Below are 21548 nucleotides of genomic sequence, written 5' to 3'. Positions count from 1 at the left end.
GCCGTCCTGCACGCGCGGGGGCGGCCGGTGGGGTGCCTGGCATGACCGGGCTCGGCCCCGTCGTCTGGCCGCCCGCGCCGGTCAGGACCGGACGGCTCGTGCTCCGTGCGTCCGAGGCCCGGGACCGGCAGGCCTTCGTCGAGCTGGTCGCCTCGCCGGACGTGCAGGCCTGCCTCGGGGGTCCTCGACCGCGCGATGAACTGGAACGCGTGGCGCCCGAGGTGCCCGGGCGGCGCCTCGGCACGTTCGTGGCCGAGCTCGGCTACGCGTTCCTGCCGGGGGTGTGGGGACACGGATACGCCGCCGATGCCTGCGCGGCGGTGCTCGACTGGTTCGCCGGCGTGTGTGCCGGTGAGCCGGTGGTGCTGTGCACGCAGACGGCCAACGGCCGCTCGCTGCGCCTCGCGGCGAAGCTGGGTTTCACCGAGGTGGAGCGGTTCGAGGAGTTCGGTGCCGAGCAGTGGCTCGGCGTGTGGTCACCGGTTGGAGCGAAGCTGGGCCGTACCCCTCGCCTCGCGTCCCGGTCGGTCCTACGCTCGACGAGAGACACCGACCTCTGACTGAGTCAGACATCCGGGGGCGACGATGACCGTCCAGGACGTCCGTGCCTTCAACCGCTTCTACACCCAGCTGATCGGCGCCCTCGACTACGGCCGCCACCTGTACGCCCCGTACAGCCTCACCGAGTCCCGGGTGCTGTACGAGCTGGCGCACGACGGGCTGATGGACGCGGCGGATCTGCGGGCGCGGCTCGATCTGGACGCCGGGTACCTCAGCCGCATCCTGACCAGGTTCGTGGACGCCGGGCTGGTCGAGCGCGAGCCGTCCGCGACGGATCAGCGGCGGCGCCGGCTCACGCTCACCGCGCGGGGGCGCGAGGCCGCCGCGCTGCTCGACGAGCGGGCCCGGGGGCGGGTCGCGGCGCTGCTGGACACCGTGCCGCCCGGCGACCGGCGCCGGCTGACGGAGGCCATGCAGACCATCCGCGGCATCCTCGACGGCGGGCGCGCCGAGGCCCAGGCTCCCGCGCAGGTGGTGCTGCGCGAGCCGCTCCCCGGTGACCTGGGCTGGATCGTCCAGCGCAACGGGGCGCTGTACGCGGCGGAGTACGGCTGGAACGCCGAGTACGAGGGCCTGGTGGCCCGGATCGTCGCCGAGTTCGCCGAGCGGCACGACCCGCGGCGGGAGCGGGTGTGGATCGCGGAGTCGCGGGGGCGGCCGGTGGGGTGCGTGATGTGCGTACGGGACCGGGCAGGCACGGCCACGGCCCGGCTGCGGCTGCTGCTGGTCGAGCCGGAGGCGCGCGGGCGCGGGGTGGGCGACCGGCTGGTGCGGGCCGTGACCGGGTTCGCCCGGCAGGCCGGGTACCGGGAGCTGGTGCTGTGGACGAACGACGTCCTGACCGCCGCCCGGCGCCTGTATCAGCGGCACGGTTTCACTCTTGTGGCCGAACGGCCGCATCACTCCTTCGGCAAGGACCTGGTGGGTCAGGACTGGCGGCTGGACCTGTCGTGAGCCGGCGCCCGGCGGTGCCGGGACCGCGAGGGCGGCGTCATGAGGGGCGACAGGCGCTAGGGTCGCCCCATGAAGCTGGCGTTCTCCACCCTCGGTGTCCCCGGCCTGCCGCTCGCTGAGGTCGTCGCGCTCGCCACGGCCCACGGCTACCACGGCGTCGAACTGCGCGCCCACGCCGAGGAGCCGCTGAACCCCGGTGCCACCCCCGCCGAACGGGCGGAGGCGGCCGCGCTGTTCCGGGCGGCCGGCGTCGAGGTGCTGGGCGTCGCCGGGTACGCGCGGGTCGCCGCGCCCGGGGACGACGAGCCCGTGCTGGAGGAGATCCGCGCCCTGCTGCGGCTGGCCCACGACCTTCAGGCGCCGTATGTGCGGGTGTTTCCCGGGGCGGACCCGGCGCGGCCCCGTGCGGAGGGCGACGAGACGGCCGCCCGGCGGCTGGGCGTCGCCGCCGAGGACGCGGCCGCGCTGGGGGTGCGGATCCTGCTGGAGACGCACGACTCGCACCGCACCGGTGCCGACGCGATCCGCGTCCTGGGCCCGGTCGGGCACCGGAGTGCGGGCGCGCTGTGGGACGTGATGCACACCTGGCTGGGCGGGGAGCAGCCCGAGCAGACGTATGCCGCTCTCGCCCCGCACCTGGGATACGTCCAGGTCAAGGACATCGCCTCGGCCGAGGACACCACCCCGCTGCCGCTCGGTGCGGGGGTGCTGCCGCTCGCCGAGTGCGTCGAGGTGCTCTCGCGGCACGACTGGGACGGCTGGCTGTGCTGGGAGTACGAGAAGCGCTGGTACGAGGCGGCGGCCCCGCTGCCTGGCCTGCTGAGCGCGGGCCGGGAGCACCTGGACCGGCTGCTCAACGCGTCGGCGTAGGGCACGGCGTCCCGGCCCCTGCCACCTGCCCGAGGGGCACCGCGAAAGGTCCGGCGGGCGGCGCGGCCCGGTGCCGCTGCGCCCGGATTCCGCCCGGAAGGGAAACCGGGCGGAAGGGAACCCGGGGCTCCCGGCTCACGTCCCATGGGCACGCTGCCACAGGAACCGCACGGTGCGGTGCCGGCCTCGCCGCTGGCCGCGAGCGCCGGCTGCCCTCCTTGCCGCACCTCGGCCGGCGGCCTGCCGTCACCGGCGCTTCCACCTCCCTGGCGCCGGTGACGGCCTTGTGCTGTTCCCGTGCGGCATCCACGTGCCCACGCTGCTCCCACCCTTGACCGGAAGAAACTTCCCGGATATTGGTGTCACCCCGGAAGTTTCCTTCAGAGCTGTCCGGCGCACATCACCCCGACGTTCCGGCGCAAGTCCTCCGGAAGGAGCGCACGTGCACGACACCAGCAGCGCGGAAGGCACTGGAAGACCAGGACAGCCCCCGCACCCGGTGCAGGCCGGCCCCGCGACGGGCGCCGTCCGTCCCTCCCGGCGCAGCGTCCTCGCCGCCACGGCCGGCCTCACCGCCGCCCTCGCCGTCCAGGGCACCGGCACCGCCCAGGCCGCCTCCCGCCACGACGACCGGAGCCTGCGCTCCCTGATCTCCCGCATGACGCTTCAGGAGAAGGTCGGCCAGCTGTTCGTCATGCGGGTCTACGGCCACTCGGCCACCGACCCCGACCAGGCCGACATCGACGCCAACCTGGAGGAGATCGGCGTCCGCACCGCCGCGGAACTCGTCGCGAAATACCACGTCGGCGGCATCATCTACTTCGCCTGGGCGCACAACACCCGCGACCCGCAGCAGATCGCCGACCTGTCCAACGGCATCCAGAAGGCCGCCCTCGCCCAGCCGCGCGGGCTGCCCCTGCTCATCGCCACCGACCAGGAGCACGGCATCGTCTGCCGCATCGGCAAGCCCGCCACCCTGTTCCCGGGCGCCATGGCCGTCGGCGCCGGGGGCTCGGCCGCCGACGCCCGCACGCTCGGCCGGATCTCCGGCGCCGAGCTGCGCGCCATGGGCGTCAACCAGGACTACTCCCCCGACGCCGATGTGAACGTCAACCCGGCCAACCCGGTCATCGGGGTGCGGTCCTTCGGCGCCGACCCGGACGCCGTGGCCCGCATGGTGGCCGCCGAGGTGAAGGGGTATCAGAGCTCCCGGGTCGCGGCGACCGCCAAGCACTTCCCCGGGCACGGCGACACCGCCGTCGACAGCCACACCGGTTTCCCGGTCATCACCCACACGCGGGAGCAGTGGGAGACGCTCGACGCCGTGCCCTTCCGCGCCGCGATCAAAGCCGGCATCGACTCGATCATGACCGCGCACATCCAGTTCCCGGCGCTGGACCCCTCCGGAGACCCGGCCACCCTGTCGCGGCCCATCCTCACCGGCATCCTGCGCGAGGAGCTGGGCTACGACGGCGTGGTGATCACGGACTCGCTGGGCATGGAGGGCGTGCGCACCAAGTACGGCGACGACCGGGTGCCGGTGCTGGCGCTGAAGGCGGGGGTGGACCAGCTGCTCAACCCGCCGTCCCTCGACGTGGCCTTCCACGCGGTGCTGGACGCGGTGCACTCCGGCGAACTCACCGAGGCCCGGCTGGACGAATCGATCCTGCGCATCCTGCGGCTGAAAGCGCGTCTGGGTCTGTTCGACCACCCGTACACCACGCGGGCGGACGTCACCCGCACGGTCGGCACGGACGCGCACCTGCGGACGGCGGACGCCATCGCCGAGCGGACGACGACCCTACTGGTCAACAAGGGCAACCTGCTGCCGCTGTCCCGGCGCTCCCACAAGAGGATCCTGGTCGTCGGCGCCGACCCGGACTCCCCGTCGGGCACCACGGGCCCGACGACGGGTGTACTCGCCTCGGCCCTGACGGAGCTGGGCTTCGGCGCCACCGCCCTGCCGACCGGCACGGCGCCGTCCGCGGCGGTGACCGACCAGGCGGTCGCGGCGGCACGGGACGCGGACGCGGTGGTGGTGGCCACGTACAACGTCACGGCCGGCAGCGCCCAGCAGACGCTGGTGGAGCGGCTGGCGGCCACGGGCCGGCCGGTGATCGCGGTCGCGGTGCGCAACCCGTACGACGTCGCCCAGCTCCCGGCGGCCACCGCGGTGCTGGCCGCCTACTCGTGGACCGACGTCGAGGTGCGGGCCGCCGCCCGGGTCGTCGCCGGCCGCGTCTCGCCGCGCGGCACGCTGCCGGTGCCGGTGCAGCGGGCGGACGATCCGGAGCAGACGCTGTACCCGATCGGGTACGGGCTGTCGTACCGCCGGCATTAGCCGGACCGCGGGCCGGGCTCGCGCGACGGACGTACCGCGCATACGCCGCGCACCCGGCCCACCACCCCCAACGAGCCGAAAGCGCCGCTCATACCTGGCGTGCCCCGGCGCCGCGGGCCACGCTGGACGCAGGTGCAGGCAGGGGGAGGGCGATGCGCAGGAGCGGGTCCGTGGGAGCGGGGTGCGTACTGCCGGTACTGCTCGCCGCCCTGCTGACGGGCTGCCGGCCGGGCGTGCCCGGCTCCGCCGCACCGGCGAGCGAACCTCAGCTCGCCGGGTACGGGGCGGTGTTCCTCGGTGTGGACGAGTGCAGCTCGTTCGGCACCACACGGGTCACCGAGGTGCCGTGCACCGGGGAGCGGGCGGCGGCCCGGGTGATCGCCCGGTACGACGGCCGGCCCGAGGACGGCCCGCTGTGTCCGCCGGCCACCGATTTCGTGCTCCACATCAGCCCCCAGCGGGCCGGCGGCGGCGAGGCAGGCGACGTGGTGATCCCGCGCGGCTACGCGTGCATGCGCAAGCTGGAACCGCCGCACCCGGGCGACCCCGGCGGCGGGGGCGGGCCGCGCACCGTCCCCGGCGACTGCGTCTACCGCGCGGGCCGCGGCCAGGTCCGGGAGACCGCCTGCGACGGCTCGGGGCGCAGCGAGCCGGAGTACCGGGTGACCCGCGCGGTGCGCGACCGCGCCCAGTGCCCGCCCTCGACCGCGCTGTACGTCGAGATCGGCGGCAGCCGCCCGGTGGGCTGCGCCCGGCGGCTGTGAGGCCGGGCGCAGCCCGCGGGCAGGGCGCGGGTCAGGGCCGCAGGGCCGGCTCCCGCTCGGTGTCACGGGTGTCCAGCGCCGCGTCGTAGGAGGCCAGCGGCCGGGCCTGGGCCGGGTCCTGCCGCACCGCGGCGGGCGCGACCCCGGCCCAGTGCAGGATCCGCGCGGTCGCCAGGGCCTTCTCCTCGTGGACGAGCCCGGCGACGTTCGCGCCGTGGTTCATGCCCGGCGCGGTGAAGACATAGGAGTCGCGGGCGCCGAGGCCGAGGCGGAACCGCTCCGAGCCCCACGGGTCGTTCTGCCCGTACACGAAGAGCATGTGCTCGGCGTGGTGGCGCACCCAGGTGTCCACGTCCCGCATCACCCAGGGCTGGAACCGCATCGGGATGGAGCGCGGCACGAAGGTGCGCGGCGGCTGGTAGCCGTAGCGGATGAGCTTCTTCTCGATGTGCGGGAAGTGGATCGTCGGCGCGCCCAGCTGGGTGCCCGCCTGGTAGTAGTACGGCGTGTAGGTCTCAAGACCCTGGTCGGTGTAGGCCGAGAAGCCGGAGATGGTGTCGACGGAGTCCCAGATCTCCTGGTCGGTGGCGTGCCGGGCGTCCGCGGGGACGGTGTCGCAGTCGTCGAGGAGGCTGTACTGCCAGAAGCCCCACGCGTAGTCGAGGACCACGGCCTCGTAGGCCCGGTCCAGGCTGCCGATGGTGGTGAAGGTGTAACCGTTCGCGGCGGCGTACCGGGCGTACTTCTTCTCCAGCGAGGAGCGGCGCACCAGGGCCTCGCGCTGCACGGCGTTCAGCCGGTCGCGGCACTGCTCGGTGCCGACGGTGGCGAAAAAGCGGTCGTAGGCGGAGTCCTCGTCGTCGACCACGTCGTTCGGGGCCACGTAGGCGACGACACCGTCCATGTCGTGCGGGTAGAACCGCTCGTAGTAGGTGGCGGTCATGCCGCCCTTGGAGCCGCCGGTCGCCAGCCAGTTGCGGGGGTAGACCTGCTTGAGCGCCTGGAAGACGCGGTGCTGGTCGCCGGCGGCCTGCCGGATGTCGAGCGTGGACCAGTCGGCCGGCTCGGGCCGTGACGGGGTGAAGAAGCGGTACTCCAGGGAGACCTGGTTGCCGTCCACGATGCGGGTCGGCTCGCTGCGGCTGGGGGTGGTGGAGACGTTGTAGCCGCTGGTGTAGAAGACCGTCGGGCGGTCGACTCCCTTGTGCAGCACGGTGATCCGCTGCTGGAAGGTGCCCTTGGACGGGTCGTGGTGGTCGACCGGCTGAGTGTAGGTCAGGACGAAGAAGCGGTAGCCGGGGTAGGGCTTCTCCTCCACCAGGCTCATGCCCGGGATGGCCAGGAGCCGGTCCTTGATGTCGGTGCCGGTGTCGTGTGCCGTGGAGCCGGTGGTTCCCGGCGGGGCCGCGGTGGCCGTCCCCGCCGCGCTCAGTGTGCCGATGAGCACGGTGAGCGCGAGCAGCCATCTGAGCGCCGTGCGCATGCACCCTCCCTGTGAGACGGATGTGCGCCGGAAGCTAGCGCCCAACTTGCCCGCGCACCAGGGGGTGTCGGGCCCAGGTCCCGGCGTGTCGCTCAGGGATGCGGCGCGGTCACGACAACAGTCCGTCACAGGTTTCGGGACGTCAGGGAAGGATTCGAGTCAGCAGCACTGGTTCGGCGTCAGCACAGGATCCAGCCGGTGCGCACCGACTGGGTGCCCACGGACCCGGCGATGCGGACGCAGCGGTGGCCGGTGTGCACGGTGACGGGTCCGGCGCGGTGGGAACGGCGGCCGGAGTCGGTGACCGGGAGGCTGCCGCGGGCCTGCACGGACACCGACACCGGGCGTGCGGCGCCCGGTTGCGCGGCGACGGTGAGCGCGCACACATAGCCGTGGCGCCGGAACACGTGCACGGCGCCGGCGGGGAACGGCAGGGCCCGCACCTGGTGGCCAGCGCACCTCGTGGGTGCCGCCTGTGCGCCGCCGGCCGGGGCGAGGGCGAGCAGCCAGGAGCCGGCGAGCACGGCCAGGCCGGCTGCCCGCAGCCGGCGCGTCAGCCCACGCTTCACGAGTCACCCCCGAACGTCAGGCGCAGCGGCATACGCAGGTACGGACGCAGGGGCGCGCCGCACGGTTGCCGCCCGGCCCGTGTCCCGGGTCGCGGCCGTCCACGGAGTGCGGCCGGTCCGGTCGTTCGGTCGGTCCGGTCGGTCCGGTCAGGTCAGTGCGGCCGGTCCGGTGAGTCCGGTCGGTCCGGTCAGTGCGGCCGGTCCGGTGGGTCCGGTCAGTGCGGCCGGTCCGGTGGGTCCGCGGTGCGCGGTGCGCGTGCCGCGCGCCCGGGAGCCTCAGCGTGCCGCGCCGGCCGGCTCCTCGGCGCGGGAGGCGCCCAGGAAGGTCCGCCACAGCTCGGCGTACCGTCCGCCGCGGGCCAGCAGTTCCTCGTGGGTGCCGTCCTCGGCGACGCGGCCGTGGTCCATGACGATCACCCGGTCGGCGCGGGCGGCGGTGGTGAGCCGGTGGGCGACCACCAGGGTGGTGCGGCGGCCGGCGACCCGGTCGGTGGCCTGGCTGACCTGGGCCTCGGTGGCCAGGTCGAGCGCCGCGGTGGCCTCGTCCAGCAGCAGGATGCCGGGGTCGACCAGTTCGGCACGGGCGAGTGCGATGAGCTGGCGCTGGCCCGCGGACAGGTTCCGGCCGCGCTCGGCGACCTGGTGCAGATAGCCGCCCTCCAGGGTGGCGATCATCTCGTGCGCACCGACCGCGCGGGCGGCCGCCTCCACCTCGGCGTCGGTGGCGTCGGGGCGGCCGTAGGCGATGGCGTCGCGGACGGTTCCCGGGAAGAGGTACGCCTCCTGCGGCACCACGCCGAGCCGGCGCCGGTAGGCGGTCAGGTCCAGGGTGCGCAGGTCGGTGCCGTCCACGGTGATCCGGCCACGGGTCGGGTCGTAGAACCGGGCGACCAGCTTGACCAGGGTGGACTTGCCGGCGCCGGTCTCGCCGACGAAGGCGACCGTCTGGCCGGCGGGGATGTGCAGGTCGATGCCGGTCAGGGCGGCCTCGCCCGAGTCGCCGGAGCCGTAGGAGAAGTGCACGTCCTCGAAGAGGATCTCGCCGCGCAGCTCCCGCACCGCGCGGGGCTTGTCGGCGGGCCGGGTGGACGTCGGCTCCCGCAGGAGTTCCTGGATGCGGCCGAGGGAGACGGTGGCCTGCTGGTAGCCGTCGAAGACCTGGGAGAGCTGCTGCACGGGTGCGAAGAACAGGTCGATGTACAGCAAGTAGGCCACCAGGGCGCCGGTGGTCAGGGTGGCGTGCTGCACCCGGCCGGCGCCCACGATCAGCACCGAGGCGGCCGCGACCGAGGACAGGAACTGCACGAACGGGAAGTAGACGGCGATCAGCCGCTGGCCGCGCATCCGGGCCCGGCGGTAGCTGCGGCTGCGTTCGGCGAACCGGCTGCGGCCGTCGCGCTCCCGCCGGAAGGCCTGCACGATCCTGAGCCCGGCCACGGACTCCTGCAGGTCGGCGTTGACCACCGACACCCGCTCACGGGCCAGCCGGTACGCCTTCACGCTGGCCCGGCGGAAGAAGAAGGTGGCCACGATCAGCGGCGGCAGCGTCGCGAACACCACCAGCGCCAGCTGCACGTCGATGGCGAGCAGGGCGACCATGATGCCGAAGAAGGTGACCACCGAGACGAACGCGGTGACCAGACCGGTCTGCAGGAACGTCGACAGGGCGTCGACGTCCGTGGTCATCCGCGTCATGATCCGGCCGGTCAGCTCGCGCTCGTAGTAGTCCAGGCCGAGCCGCTGCAGCTGGGCGAAGATCTTCAGCCGCAGCGTGTACAGCACCCGCTCGCCGGTGCGGCCGGTCATCCGGATCTCGCCGGTCTGTGCCGCCCACTGCACGAACACGGCCAGCAGGGCCGTCGCGGCGGCCGACCAGACGCCGCCCAGCGCCAGTTTCGTCACGCCCTGGTCGATGCCGTGCCGGATCAGCACCGGCAGCAGCAGGCCCATCCCGGCGTCCACGGCGACCAGCGCCAGGCTGGCGAGCAGCGGCAGCCCGAAGCCGTCCAGCAGGCGGCGCAGGTTGTAGGACTCCTCGGGGCGGACGGCCCGCTCCTCGTCGATGCCGGGCGTGTCGGTGGCCGGCGGCAGCGCCTTCACCTGGGCGAGGAGCTCCGGGGTGGCCGGGGTGCCGGACAGGGCGGTGTCCTCCGGCTCCCGGTGGCCGGTCCACAACCGGGGCGTCACCCCGCGTTCGGCGTCGAACTCGGCGTCCAGTTCCGCGCGCACCGAGGTGTCCTCGCCGGGGCCGGCCGGCTGCTCATGACCGGGCGAGACGCCGCCCAGCTCGCCGGGGTCGGTGAGCAGCCTGCGGTACAGGGGACAGCGTTCCTGCAGCTCGTCGTGGGTGCCGAGGTCGACCAGGCGGCCGTCGTCGAGGACCGCGATGCGGTCGGCCAGACCCAGGGTGGAGCGGCGGTGGGCGATCAGCAGGGTGGTACGGCCCCGCATGACCCGCTCCAGCGCCTCGTGGATCTCGTGCTCGACACGGGCGTCCACCGCGGAGGTGGCGTCGTCGAGGATGAGCAGTCGGGGGTCGCTGAGGAGGGCACGGGCCAGGGCGAGGCGCTGGCGCTGGCCGCCGGAGAGGGTCAGGCCGTGCTCGCCGACGGCGGTGTCGTAGCCGTCGGGCAGCTCGGAGATGAAACGGTCGGCCTGGGCGGCGCGGGCGGCGGCCCGGATCTCCTCGTCGGTGGCGTCGGGGCGGCCGTAGGCGATGTTGTTGCGCACCGTGTCGGAGAACAGGAAGGAGTCCTCCGGCACCAGTCCGATCGCGGCCCGCAGCGAGTCCAGGGTCAGGTCGCGCACGTCGTGGCCGCCGACGAGGACGGCGCCATGGGTGACGTCGTAGAAGCGGGGCAGCAGCAGGGACAGGGTGGACTTGCCGGAGCCGGAGGAGCCGACGACCGCGAGCGTCTCGCCCGGCCGGATGGTGAAGCTCAGGTGCTGCAGGACGGGGCGTTCGGGGTCGTAGCCGAAGCTCACGTCGTCGAACTCGACGGTCGCGGGCGCGTCGGCGGGCAGGTCGACGGTCCCGTCGGCCAGGGACGGTTCGGTGTCGATCAGTTCCAGGACGCGTTCGGTGCCGGCGCGGGCCTGCTGGCCGACGGTGAGCACCATGGCGAGCATCCGGACCGGGCCGACGAGCTGGGCGAGGTAGCTGGAGAACGCCACGAAGGTGCCGAGCGTGATGTGCCCGCGCACCGCCAGCCAGCCGCCGAGCGCCAGCATCGCGACCTGGCCGAGCGCGGGGACGGCCTGCAGGGCGGGGGTGTACCGGGCGTTGAGCCGGATGGTGCGCAGCCGTCCGGCGAACAGCCGCCGGCCCACCGCGCGCAGCTTGGCGGTCTCCTGCTCCTCCTGCCCGAAGCCCTTGACCACGCGGACGCCGCTGACCGCGCCGTCCACGACGCCGGCGACGGCGGCGGCCTGCGCCTGCGCGTACCAGGTGGCGGGGTGCAGCCGGGTGCGGCTGCGCCGGGCGATCCAGCCGAGCGCCGGGGCCACGGCGAGCGCCACCAAGGTCAGCGGCAGTGACAGCCACGCCATGACGACCAGGGAGACAAGGAACAGCAGGACGTTGCCGATGGTCATCGGCAGCATGAACAGCAGGCCCTGGATCAGCTGCAGGTCGCTGGTGGCACGGCCGACCACCTGCCCGGTGGACAGCTCGTCCTGGCGGCGGCCGTCGAGCCGGGTGATCGTGGCGTACATGCCGGTGCGCAGATCGTGCTGGACGTCCAGGGCGAGCCGGCCGCCGAAGTAGCGGCGGGCGTAGGCGAGGACGTACACCAGCAGCGCGGCGCCGATCAGGGCACCGGCCCAGGGGGCCATGGGACGGCTGTGCGCGCCGATCACGTCGTCGATGATCACCTTGGTGATGAGCGGGACGACGGCCGTGACGGCCATGCCGGCGAGCGAGGCTCCCAGGGCCAGCACGACGTCCTTCGGATACCGCCACGCGTACCCGGCCAGTCGCCGTGCCCATCCTGGTTGCGCTGCCACGCGTTCCCCTCCGTCGGCCGGAAGTCCTGATCTGCCGGAAGGCACCAACGCGCGGGGAAGCGGATTTCATCCCTCTGCAACAAACGGACCTCTGCACCGCACGGATGAGAGGCGGGGCGCGCGGGCCCGGGGCATACGCGGGCGCGCTCATGGGCGCGCTCATGGTCCTGGGCGCGCACGCGGGCACGCCCTAGACGGCCGGGGCGCGAGACCGCGGGGCACGCGCTGGGCATCGCGCGCCCCGCGGCCACTTGAAGACGCACTCGTCAGACGCGGATGCGCAGGTGGTAGAAGCGGGTGGTCTGGACGTCGTTCTGGTTGTCGTCGCTGACCAGGAGCACCTTCAGCCGGTTCCCGTCACGGCCGGTGACCGCCATGCCCTCGATGTTGTCCAGCAGCGGGTTGGGCTGCGGCTGTCTGGCGGTGGCGCCCAGGGAGGGGCAGTCGGCGATGTCGGCCAGCAGGGTCTTGCGGATCAGGCGCACGCCGGGCTGCCCCGTCAGGTTCTCGACGTGGCGGGTGTCGCTCGCGTGGCGCGGGTCGGCGAGGTAGAGGCGGACGGTGTTGCCGACTCCCTCGGTGAAGCCGCGCTCCAGGACCAGCAGCCGGCCGTCGGGGGTGGCCTGCACCTCCGGGACGCCGAGGCCGTCGTCGATGCGGTAGGCGTACTGGGCGCCGAGCCGCCAGTGGCCGTCCCCGGTCCGGGTCCAGGTCTGGAAGCGGACGAGGTCGGTTGAGTCGCCGAAGAGCGCGTTCTCCATGGACGCGAGGAGGGTGTGCCCGCCGGGCAGCAGGGTCAGGCCCTCGAAGGTCTGGTTGGCCGTGGCCCGCCCTGCCGGGGCGATGCGGAGCGCGTCGGGGACCGGGAGCCGGTCGAGGAGCTTGCCGTCGGGCGCGTAACGCCGCACCGACGGCTCGGTCTCGGAGGTGATCAGGCGGGTGCCGTCCCGGTCGACGACCAGGCCCTCGCTGTCCAGCTCCGCCCCCTGCTCGTCGGCGAGCCGCACGACGCGCTGCGGCCGCAGGGTCCTCGCGTCCAGGGAGAACAGCGAGGAGCGGTCGTCCAGGGCGGCGAGCGAGCCGTCCCGGTCCACGGCGAGCGCGGAGAAGTTCCCGACGAAGGTGCCCTGGTACGTCGTCTTGTCGAGCGCGTCGGAGAAACGGTCGAGGGAGACGGAGGGCGAACAGGTGTGGGAGGGCAGGGCGGCGGACTGCCTCAGGTGGGACGGCCCGGTGGCAGGGGTGCCGGCCGCGGCGGGCCCCGCGGCGGTCAGGGTGGTGGCCGCCGCCAGGGCCGCGGTGGCGGCCGCGAGTACGGTTCTCAGACGCATGGGCGTCACCGTAGGGCAGGCCGGTGACGGGCGGGGGAACTTCTCAAGACGTCGTCCCGCCGTCGGATGCCCGTCGTCGGCGCCGTCGGGCGGCGCTCCAGGCGGTGGCCGTGCGTCACCCGGCTTCCGCGATCCGGCGGGTCATGATCGTGGTCAGTTCGTACGCGGTGTGCGAGGCCGCGACCGAGGTGATCTCGGCGTGGTCGTAGGCCGGCGCCACCTCGACGACGTCCGCCGACACCAGGTTGCAGGACGCCAGGCCGCGCAGGATCTCCAGCAGCTCACGGGAGGTCATGCCGCCCGCCTCGGGGGTGCCGGTGCCCGGGGCGTGGGCCGGGTCGAGGCAGTCGATGTCGACGGAGATGTACAGCGGGCGGTCGCCGATGCGCTGCCTGAGCTGGTCGGCCACCTCGTCGGCGCCCCGGCGGTAGACGTCCGCGGAGGTGACGATGCCGAAGCCCATCTTCTCGTCGTCGGTGAGGTCCTGCTTGCCGTACAGCGGGCCGCGGGTGCCGACGTGGCTGAGCGCGGAGGTGTCGAGGATTCCCTCCTCCACGGCCCGGCGGAACGGGGTGCCGTGGGTGTAGGCGGCACCGAAGTAGGTGTCCCAGGTGTCCAGGTGGGCGTCGAAGTGCAGCAGGGCGACCGGGCCGTGCTTCTTCGCGACCGCCCTGAGCAGCGGCAGCGCGATGGTGTGGTCGCCGCCGAGGGTCATCAGGCGGGCTCCGGTGGCGAGCAGCTCGTCGGCGGCGGCCTCGATGGTCTCCACGGCCTCGTCGATGTCGAAGGGGTTGACGGCGATGTCACCGCCGTCGGCGACCTGGGCGAGGGCGAAGGGCGAGGCATCCTGGGCGGGGTTGTAGGGGCGCAGCAGCCGGGAGGCCTCGCGGATGGCGTTGCCGCCGAAGCGGGCGCCCGGCCGGTAGGAGACGCCCGAGTCGAAGGGCACGCCCACCACGGCGACGTCGGCCCGGCCGACCTCGTCGAGGCGGGGCAGCCGGGCGAAGGTCGCCGGGCCGGCGTACCGCGGGACGCGGGAGGAGTCGACGGGACCGCGGGGCGTGCCGGTGCTGCTCATGCCATGCCTTCTTTCCCGCGCTCGGTCGCGCGTGGCGTGTTCGTCTCCTGGCGGTACGGATGCGTTCTGCCGGTGCGCCGGGGTCACCGCGCAGCCGGCGGCCGGGAACCCTGGCGTTCTTGTGCGCAGGCCGGCCCTGCCCGGACCGGAGCCGGCAGCGCCGGGCGAGGACGTCCGGGCCCTGTCTCGAAGCCGGTCCGGATCGACACTAGGTGACCGGACAGCCGCTGCGAAGTGTACGTTTCCTCCATTCCCCGGCGCCGGACGGGAGGAAGTGCACAGATGCCGGACCCGCGATCCCCCTCCGCCTCGCCCTTTCCCGCGCTCCCGCCGACCCCGCCGGTCGAGCTGTCGGCGCTGCTCGCCCGCGAGGACCTGGCGCTGCGGCCGCTCGCCGGCCCGGAGGAGGCCGTCCTGCACGGGGCGCACGCCTCGGAGATGGCCGACCCGTACCCGTACCTCCTCGGCGGCGAGCTGCTGCTGACCGCGGGCCTGCACATCCCGCGGGAGACCGTCGCCGACGACCGGTCGCCGTACTTCGACACCTACGTCTCCCGGATCACCGCGGCCGGCGGCGCGGCCCTCGGCTTCGGTGTCACCCCGGTGCACGACACGGTGCCCGAGGCGCTGGTGGAGGCCTGCGCCCGGCACCGGCTGCCGCTGATCGAGGTCCCGCCGCACACCACGTTCGCCGCGGTGGCCCGCGCGGTGTGGCAGCTGATGGCGCAGTCCCGGCTGGCCGAGCTGCGCCGGGTCACCGAGGCCGTGCGGTCGCTGGCGGCCGCCGCGTCCCGCCCCGGCCCGGTGCCCTCGGTGCTGCGCCGGCTGGCCCGGCACCTGGACGGCCGCGCCGTGCTCTACGGACCGGACGGCACCCGCATCACCGAGGAGGGCCGCGCGCAGCATCCGCCGGCGGTACGGGAGGCGCTGGACGCGCTGGCCCGCACGGTCACCGGCCGGGCCCGGTCCTCCGCCACCGACACGGTGGCCGGGCTGCACCTGTCCGCCTACGCCCTCGGCGCCGGGGAGGGCCTCGTGCTCGCCGTCGCCTCCGCGCACCGCGCCCCGGGCGACCACACCATCGCCTCGGTGGCCGTGGTGCTGCTGTCCCTGCTGACCGGCGGGCACCGCGGCGGCACCGGGCCGGCCCTGACGTCCGCGCTGGTCCGGCTGCTGCTGGGGGCCGGCCCCGAGGAGGTGGCACCGCTGCTGGGCGCCGGCCGGTGGGTTGTGGTGCACGCACGCCCGGCCGCGCGGGCCGCCGACGAGGTGGCCGCCTCGGCGCTGGGGGCCGCGCTCGGCTCCCCGCTGACCGACCTCGCCGACGGCGTGGTCCGCATCCTGGTGCCCGCCGGACGCGAGGTGAGCGCGCTGCCGGGCTGGACGCTGGGGGTCAGCTCCCCGGTCGGGCCGCGGGACTGGCCGGCCGCCGACGCCCAGGCGTCCGCCGCCCTGGCTCGCGCCCTCGCCACCCGCACCCCGCTGGTGACCCACGGCGGCCTCGGCCACGGCCTGACCGGGCTGGTGCCGGCCGGCCAGGCTGCGGCCCACGCCCGTGCGCTGCTGTCCCCTCTCACTCCCGCGCTGACCGAGACCCTGCGCACCTGGCTGTCCCTGCACGGCGGCTGGGACCGCACCGCCGCCGCGCTCGGCCTGCACCGCAACACCGTCCGGCAGCGCATCGCCCGCTGCGCCGCCCTGCTGGAGGCGGACCTGGACGACCCGGACGTCCGCATGGAGCTGTGGTTCGCCCTGCGGCACGTCTGACGGATCCGGAGCCCCGGGCGGCGGGCGTGAGACGCGTCCCAGACGCCGGGACGGCCGGGACGGGCACGGGGCGCTGCCTCACAATGGGGACCATGCCGATATCCGGGACACCCAGCCGTGACGCGCTCATCGACCACCTCGTGCGGACCCGTATCGCCGGGAGGGTCGCCACGCCGCGCGAGAACAACCTCGCCCACTACCGCGCGCTGGCCAACGGGGACCGGAACTACTGGCTGGGCCTGGAACTCGGCGACCGGTGGAGCGACGAGCAGGACGTGCTCGCGGTGATGGCCGAGCGGGTGGGGGTCAGCGACGACCCGGAGCACCGGCACGGCCAGGACACCATCGACCCGGAGCTGACCGTGGCCGCCCTGGAGCGGATGGCCGGCCGGCTGCGCAAGGCCGCCGAGGGCGGGCAGCGGGTGCTGCTGGCCACCGGCCACCCCGGCGGCCTGCTCGACGTGCACCGCGCCACGGCCGCCGCGCTGCGCGCCGCCGGCTGCGAGATCGTCGTCATCCCCGACCATCTGCAGACCGACGAGGGCTACGTGGTGCAGTTCGCCGACGTGGCGGTCCTGGAGCACGGCGCCTCGCTGTGGCACACCCACTCCGGTGAGCCGATGCGCGCGATCCTCACCGGACTGCAGCGTGCGGGCCGCCCGCTGCCGGACCTGGTGGTCGCCGACCACGGCTGGGCGGGCTGCGCCGGACAGTACGGCGTGGACAGCGTCGGCTACGCCGACTGCAACGACCCGGCGCTGTTCCTCGCGGAGGCCGAGGGCACCGTCCAGGTGACGGTGCCGCTCGACGACCATGTGGCCAGCCCCCGCTACTACGACCCGATGACGGCGTATCTGCTCGACCAGGCGGGGCTGGTCTGAGCACGGCTGCTCAGCGCTGCCGGGGGACGCGGACCACGCCCTCCTGGATCACCGAGATCGCCAGCCGCCCGTCCTGGGTGTAGATCCGGGCCTGGCCCAGGCCCCGCCCGCCGGACGCGGAGGGCGACTGCTGGTCGTACAGCAGCCACTCGTCGGCGCGGAACGGACGGTGGAACCACATCGCGTGGTCCAGCGAGGCCCCGACCACGTCCCCGACCGCCCAGCCGCCGCGCCCGTGCGCGAGCAGCACGGAGTCCAGCAGGGTCATGTCGGAGACGTAGGTGGCGAGGACCACGTGGAGCAGCGGGTCGTCGTCGAGCTTGCCGTTGGTGCGGAACCACACCTGCGAGCGCGGCTCGCGCGGCTCGCCGAACCGCCCGTACGGCGGCTCGTCGACGTACCGCAGATCGACCGCCTCCCGTGCCCGCAGGAAACGTTCCACCACCTCCGGCGCGAGATGGCCGTAGCCGCGCAGGCGCTCCGGGGAGGTCGGCAGGGTCTCCGGGTCCGGGGCGGCCGGCATCGGGGCCTGGTGGTCCAGGCCCTCCTCGTACACCTGGAACGACGCCGACAGATGGAAGACCGGCTGCCCGTGCTGCACCGCGACCACCCGGCGGGTGGTGAAGGAGCGGCCGTCACGGATGCGGTCGACGGTGTAGACGATGGGCGCGCCCGGGTCTCCGGGGCGCAGGAAATAGGCGTGCAGCGAGTGCGCGAACCGGTCGGCGGGGACCGTGCGCCCCGCGGCGACCATGGCCTGCGCGGCGACCTGCCCGCCGAACACCCGCGGCACGACCGCCGGGCGGGAGCTGCCGCGGAAGATGTCCTGCTCGATCCGCTCCAGGTCGAGCAGATCGAGCAGTGACCGAAGTGCCTGACTCATGTACCGGCCGTTTCCTGCACCGACGTTCGTCCGGATCACGGGCGCGCGGCCCTGGCCCGGCCCTACAGACCCATGTCCTTGGCGATGATCGTCTTCATGATCTCGCTGGTGCCGCCGTAGATGCGGTTCACGCGGTTGTCCGCGTACAGGCGGGCGATCGGGTACTCGTTCATGTAGCCGTAGCCGCCGTGCAGCTGCAGGCACCGGTCGATCACCCGGTGCGCGACCTCGGTGCAGAACAGCTTGGCGGAGGCGGCCTCGGCGGGCGTCAGCTCGCCGGCGTCCAGGGCCTCCAGCGCGCGGTCGGCGACGGCCTCGGCCGCGTCCACCTCGGCCTGGCAGGCGGCCAGCTCGAACTTGGTGTTCTGGAAGTGGGCGACCGGCTTGCCGAAGACGGTGCGCTCCTGGACGTACTGCTTGGTGAACCGGATCGCGGCCTTGGCCTGCGCGTAGGCGCCGTAGGCGATGCCCCACCGCTCGGAGGGCAGGTTCTTGCCGAGGTAGTAGAAGCCCTGGTTCTCCTCGCCGAGCAGGTCCTCGACGGGCACCTTGACGTCCACGAACGACAGCTCGGCGGTGTCCGAGGTGCGCAGGCCCAGCTTGTCCAGCTTGCGGCCCACGGTGTAACCCTCGGACTTGGTGTCCACGGCGAACAGGGAGATGCCGTGGCGGCGGTCCTCGGCGGTGGGCGGGGAGGTCCGGGCGCAGACGATGACCCGGTCGGCGTGCACACCGCCGGTGATGAAGGTCTTGGCGCCGTTGAGGACGTAGTGCGTGCCGTCCTCGGAGAGCTTGGCGGTGGTCTTCATGCCGGCCAGGTCCGAACCCGTGCCCGGCTCGGTCATGGCGATGGCCCACATCTCCTCGCCGGAGACGAACTTGGGCAGGTAGCGCCGCTTCTGCTCCTCGGTGGCGAGCATCTTGATGTACGGCAGCGCGAGCAGCACGTGCACGCCGGAGCCGCCGAAGGTCACGCCCGCGCGGGCGGTCTCCTCGTACTGGACGGCCTCGAACTTGTGCGTCTCCAGGCCGGCCCCGCCGTACTCCTCGGGCACGTTGATGCCGAACAGGCCCAGCTCGGCGAGCTTGTAGTAGAACTCGCGGGGCACGATGCCCTCGGCGAACCACTCGTCGTACACCGGCACGACCTCGGCCTCGATGAAGGCGCGCAGGGTTTCCCGGAACGCCTCGTGATCCTCGTTGAACACCGTACGGCGCACGCCGCCACCTCCACGTACCTCGACCGGACCGCCGGCTGGCTGTCTAAGCGCTTGCTCACAGCAACGTACCGGCGGGTAGGCAGACCGGTAAAGGGGTGCGGCACAGTAACCCTCGTCACGATCGACGGCCGGGCGGGGGCGGGACCTCGTGGCCGGCGGCCCTCAGGGGCACGGACTCGCCCTCCAGCCTTCCTCGGCTTCATCTCAGCCACCCGCTGTCGCCAGCGGCCGCTTCACCTCACCACAGAGGCAAGATGTCAGCCGAGTTCTTCGGCAGTCATGTGCACACCCTTCTGCAGGGTGCGTACCTCTTTGGGGACCGAGTCGTGTTGAGCGATGAAGTCGGTCAGCGTCCGGTCCAGCCGACGGACACAGGAGGCGTTCGGGAAGTCATGGAGCGGCAGCGTCGCGAGATCGCGTGGGTAGAGCTTCTCCAGCCCCGGATACGAGAAAGCTATCACTTCACCCACCTTGCGGTATTCGCTTCCACCCAGCAGGAAGATCTCAAGCTCGTAGATACCGTCCTCCTCCGCCTCCGTCCCGAGCGTGATCGAGATACCCTCTGCCTGCCTGGGGCGCAGCTGATAAAGAATCGACTTGTTCGCGCTTTTTCCTTGCTTCGGGAGGTCGATGTCATATCCTGCCGTTATCTGAACCGGGCCACCGACGCCTAGGACACAGTCGCTCACCTCTATGAATCTTTTGGTTTTCACCTTGATACCCCGGAACACCAAAAGGTCGTCCGTGTTGTTGCTCAGGTACACGTACAGGGTCGTGGCCTCTTCTTCGGACACATAGCGCCCGCCGGTGGCCTCGTCCACCTTCGTCGTCTTGGTCGGCCGCGACTGCCCGGCCGAGAGTTCGAGCACACTGAACTCGTCCTTCTCCCCTCTGTCTTCCTCGTCCTCCACAAGGGACAGAACACCGAAGACCACGGCGACGCCCAGACTGAGGACGGTCGCCCAGCCCACCACCCTGGCGCTTGGTCCGTTGCGGCGCAGCCGTGCCATCCATGGCCGCGTGCGGCTCCACCGGAACTGCAGTCGACGGGCGATCCGGCGAACGCGAGACTCCCCTGCGGGCACAGGCTCATCTTCACCAGGCATGCTCAATCGTGCGCTCCTTCGAGTTCCTTGAAGACCTCGACGCAGGCAGGGGAGTACGGCAGCTCAGGAATCAGCTTCTTCCACTCTTCCGGGGAGAGCACAACCGGAGTCCCGGAGCACAGCTGGACAAGTTCATCCTGGATCGCCTTCTTGCTTGCAGGCAGCGGGGATTTTTCCTGCAGAAGGTCCCACAGCGCGACGGAGCCGTCGGCGAACGCCACAGCCGCCGGCACTCGTGGCGGCGGCTGTGGCCCCCAGTAGCCGAATTGCGGTTCGCGACCCGCCCAAGCCGATATTCGAGTCCCACGGGCAGTGATCTGCCGACGGAGAAGACGATGGATCGTGTGTGGATTCAACGGATCCACCCGCAGCACTGTTATGGTGTCACGCTGCTTGTTCGTTGCAGCGACCAAAGGTGAACCGTAAAGCGTTGGCAGGTCGAGATCACGCCCCAACGGCACGACATCAGAGGTGACGGAGTCGCGGCTGACCACACTTCTCAGCCACATCACCCAAGTGGTTACTCCGTCGGAGACCACGGCCGTGTCGTCACCATGACCTTCGGTGTCCAAGACGAACTCAGCCTGTGAAGCATCGCTGTTGACGGGCACACGGACGATGCCGAGGCGACGCCCGCTGTCCAGGTCCCAGGCTTCTACATCTCCATGCAAGGAGAGCGTAGCGAGCACCGGCATCATACGTTCATCGAGGAACCAGCTGAGATCCGCACTACCGCCTGCCGGCCCCAGCGTTGTCTTGCGGTCCCACTTCTTCGTCGTCCACAGCTGAACAGTGCCGTCACGGCCACTGAAAGCAAGCAGCTCCTCTTCCGGAGTAGGCACAAAGGCAAGCCCTCCGGTGCGGCTGGAAACGCTCTCGAACCTGCGGACCAGCCGCCCAGTGCCGAGGTCCCACACCCGCACCTCGCCACTCGCGCTCCTGATCGCCGCAAGATCGGCTTCGTAGCTCAGAGCCACTTCGGTCACGGCGCCTTGCACCCGTGCCGACAAGCGGGTGCGACCGTTATAGGCGTCCCAGACCCGCACTTCCCCGCTCGTGTCGCCACCGATGAGGAAGCGCCTCTCACCCCCGAGACGCAGGGCTTGTACGGGTGACGAACCGATCTTGAAAGACATGATGCGGTGAGGTTTGCGCAACCTGTTCAGTGCGGCGGCCACCTGGGGGCTTTGGGTCAGTTCCGCGGCCTCCAACGCGAACGCCATGGACAGGCGCGGATCTGTATCGGCCAACCGCAGCGACTCCTTCGCGAGCCGCTCGCCGACGCTACGCCGATCGACGCGTACCGCGGAGGGGCGGGCATCGGGTGGCTTCCCGTCCTCAGCTGTACACGCCGTACTCCCCGCCGCAAGGGCGGCGAGCACGCTCAGGACCACCAACGATCGCCTCAGCCCTGAAAGGCCGGCCACATCCCCCATGCACTCATGTTCACCATCTGTTGCGCATTCGTGTAGTCCTGATTCGGACGAGCCAGCCCACACGACTGCGGGAGAGGAAGCCCCTTCGCAACTCGCAGTTGTTGAGACTGCCGAGAACACAGGCATGGCTGTCAATGAGCTTTTTCAGCGTCGCCTCTCCAGTGTGAGGACGGCTGCGGCGATTGACGTCATGCGGTTGGGGCTGCACCGGGCTCTGCGGAAGATCCGCCAGGAACTTCAGCCGTGCCATGCCTCGCTCGACGGGTGCCCGGGCCCGGGCCGGCGCGCGGTTGACCGTG

16 protein-coding genes and 1 pseudogene are annotated in these 21548 nt (G+C 72.5%); 7 read left to right on the top strand and 10 right to left on the bottom strand.

Annotation, left to right across the window (positions count from 1 at the left end; all coding sequences use genetic code 11):
- Window positions 1-41: 41 nt before the first annotated feature.
- The 5 genes from IE286_RS25450 (at window position 42) to IE286_RS25430 (ending at window position 5490) form a co-directional block, all read left to right on the top strand.
- Complete coding sequence (locus tag IE286_RS25450) at window positions 42-560, top strand: GNAT family N-acetyltransferase (protein WP_189799114.1); 519 nt, start codon at window positions 42-44, stop codon at window positions 558-560.
- 25 nt (window positions 561-585) lie between these two features.
- Window positions 586-1515, top strand: a complete 930-nt coding sequence (locus IE286_RS25445) for a bifunctional helix-turn-helix transcriptional regulator/GNAT family N-acetyltransferase (protein WP_189799113.1) — start codon at window positions 586-588, stop codon at window positions 1513-1515.
- Between the two features lie 69 nt (window positions 1516-1584).
- Window positions 1585-2385 carry a sugar phosphate isomerase/epimerase family protein gene (locus tag IE286_RS25440; RefSeq protein ID WP_189799112.1) on the top strand — a complete coding sequence of 267 codons (801 nt, stop codon included), beginning with the start codon at window positions 1585-1587 and terminating at the stop codon, window positions 2383-2385.
- 442 nt (window positions 2386-2827) lie between these two features.
- Window positions 2828-4726, top strand: a complete 1899-nt coding sequence (locus IE286_RS25435; RefSeq protein ID WP_189799111.1) for a glycoside hydrolase family 3 protein — start codon at window positions 2828-2830, stop codon at window positions 4724-4726.
- A 152-nt stretch (window positions 4727-4878) separates the two neighbouring features.
- On the top strand, window positions 4879-5490 hold the full coding sequence (locus IE286_RS25430) for a hypothetical protein (protein ID WP_189799110.1): 612 nt from the start codon (window positions 4879-4881) through the stop codon (window positions 5488-5490).
- A gap of 31 nt (window positions 5491-5521) precedes the next feature.
- Here IE286_RS25430 and IE286_RS25425 read toward each other — a convergent pair whose 3' ends face one another.
- From IE286_RS25425 to speB, 5 genes are all read right to left on the bottom strand, one after another.
- Window positions 5522-6973, bottom strand: coding sequence for a S28 family serine protease (locus IE286_RS25425; RefSeq protein WP_189799109.1), 1452 nt, complete (start codon window positions 6971-6973; stop codon window positions 5522-5524).
- 179 nt (window positions 6974-7152) lie between these two features.
- On the bottom strand, window positions 7153-7542 hold the full coding sequence (locus IE286_RS25420) for a hypothetical protein (RefSeq protein WP_229863718.1): 390 nt from the start codon (window positions 7540-7542) through the stop codon (window positions 7153-7155).
- A 276-nt stretch (window positions 7543-7818) separates the two neighbouring features.
- On the bottom strand, window positions 7819-11547 hold the full coding sequence (locus IE286_RS25415; RefSeq protein ID WP_189799108.1) for an ABC transporter ATP-binding protein: 3729 nt from the start codon (window positions 11545-11547) through the stop codon (window positions 7819-7821).
- 266 nt (window positions 11548-11813) lie between these two features.
- A complete protein-coding gene (locus IE286_RS25410) occupies window positions 11814-12878 on the bottom strand; it encodes an esterase-like activity of phytase family protein (protein WP_189799107.1) in 1065 nt (354 codons plus the stop codon).
- A 115-nt stretch (window positions 12879-12993) separates the two neighbouring features.
- Window positions 12994-13956: an agmatinase gene (gene speB, locus IE286_RS25405; RefSeq protein ID WP_189799106.1), complete on the bottom strand. Its 963-nt coding sequence runs from the start codon at window positions 13954-13956 to the stop codon at window positions 12994-12996.
- 282 nt (window positions 13957-14238) lie between these two features.
- Between speB and IE286_RS25400 the strand changes: the two genes are divergently transcribed.
- Complete coding sequence (locus IE286_RS25400) at window positions 14239-15723, top strand: PucR family transcriptional regulator (RefSeq protein WP_189799105.1); 1485 nt, start codon at window positions 14239-14241, stop codon at window positions 15721-15723.
- Window positions 15724-15815: 92 nt separating this feature from the next.
- A complete protein-coding gene (locus IE286_RS25395) occupies window positions 15816-16604 on the top strand; it encodes a phosphatase (RefSeq protein ID WP_189799104.1) in 789 nt (262 codons plus the stop codon).
- 10 nt (window positions 16605-16614) lie between these two features.
- Here IE286_RS25395 and IE286_RS25390 read toward each other — a convergent pair whose 3' ends face one another.
- The 5 genes and pseudogenes from IE286_RS25390 to IE286_RS25370 all read right to left on the bottom strand — a co-directional run.
- Complete coding sequence (locus tag IE286_RS25390; RefSeq protein ID WP_189799103.1) at window positions 16615-17487, bottom strand: acyl-CoA thioesterase; 873 nt, start codon at window positions 17485-17487, stop codon at window positions 16615-16617.
- Between the two features lie 62 nt (window positions 17488-17549).
- A complete protein-coding gene (locus tag IE286_RS25385; protein ID WP_189799102.1) occupies window positions 17550-18707 on the bottom strand; it encodes an acyl-CoA dehydrogenase family protein in 1158 nt (385 codons plus the stop codon).
- A gap of 257 nt (window positions 18708-18964) precedes the next feature.
- Window positions 18965-19717 carry a hypothetical protein gene (locus IE286_RS25380; protein WP_189799101.1) on the bottom strand — a complete coding sequence of 251 codons (753 nt, stop codon included), beginning with the start codon at window positions 19715-19717 and terminating at the stop codon, window positions 18965-18967.
- A 98-nt stretch (window positions 19718-19815) separates the two neighbouring features.
- On the bottom strand, window positions 19816-21249 hold the full coding sequence (locus IE286_RS25375) for a WD40 repeat domain-containing protein (RefSeq protein ID WP_189799100.1): 1434 nt from the start codon (window positions 21247-21249) through the stop codon (window positions 19816-19818).
- A gap of 144 nt (window positions 21250-21393) precedes the next feature.
- A pseudogene (locus IE286_RS25370) lies at window positions 21394-21548 on the bottom strand (IS5/IS1182 family transposase); the annotation flags it as partial.

The sequence above is a fragment of the Streptomyces thermodiastaticus genome, assembly GCF_014656135.1.
GTDB classification, from domain to species: domain Bacteria; phylum Actinomycetota; class Actinomycetes; order Streptomycetales; family Streptomycetaceae; genus Streptomyces; species Streptomyces thermodiastaticus.
This window is presented reverse-complemented; position numbering and strand designations above follow the sequence as displayed.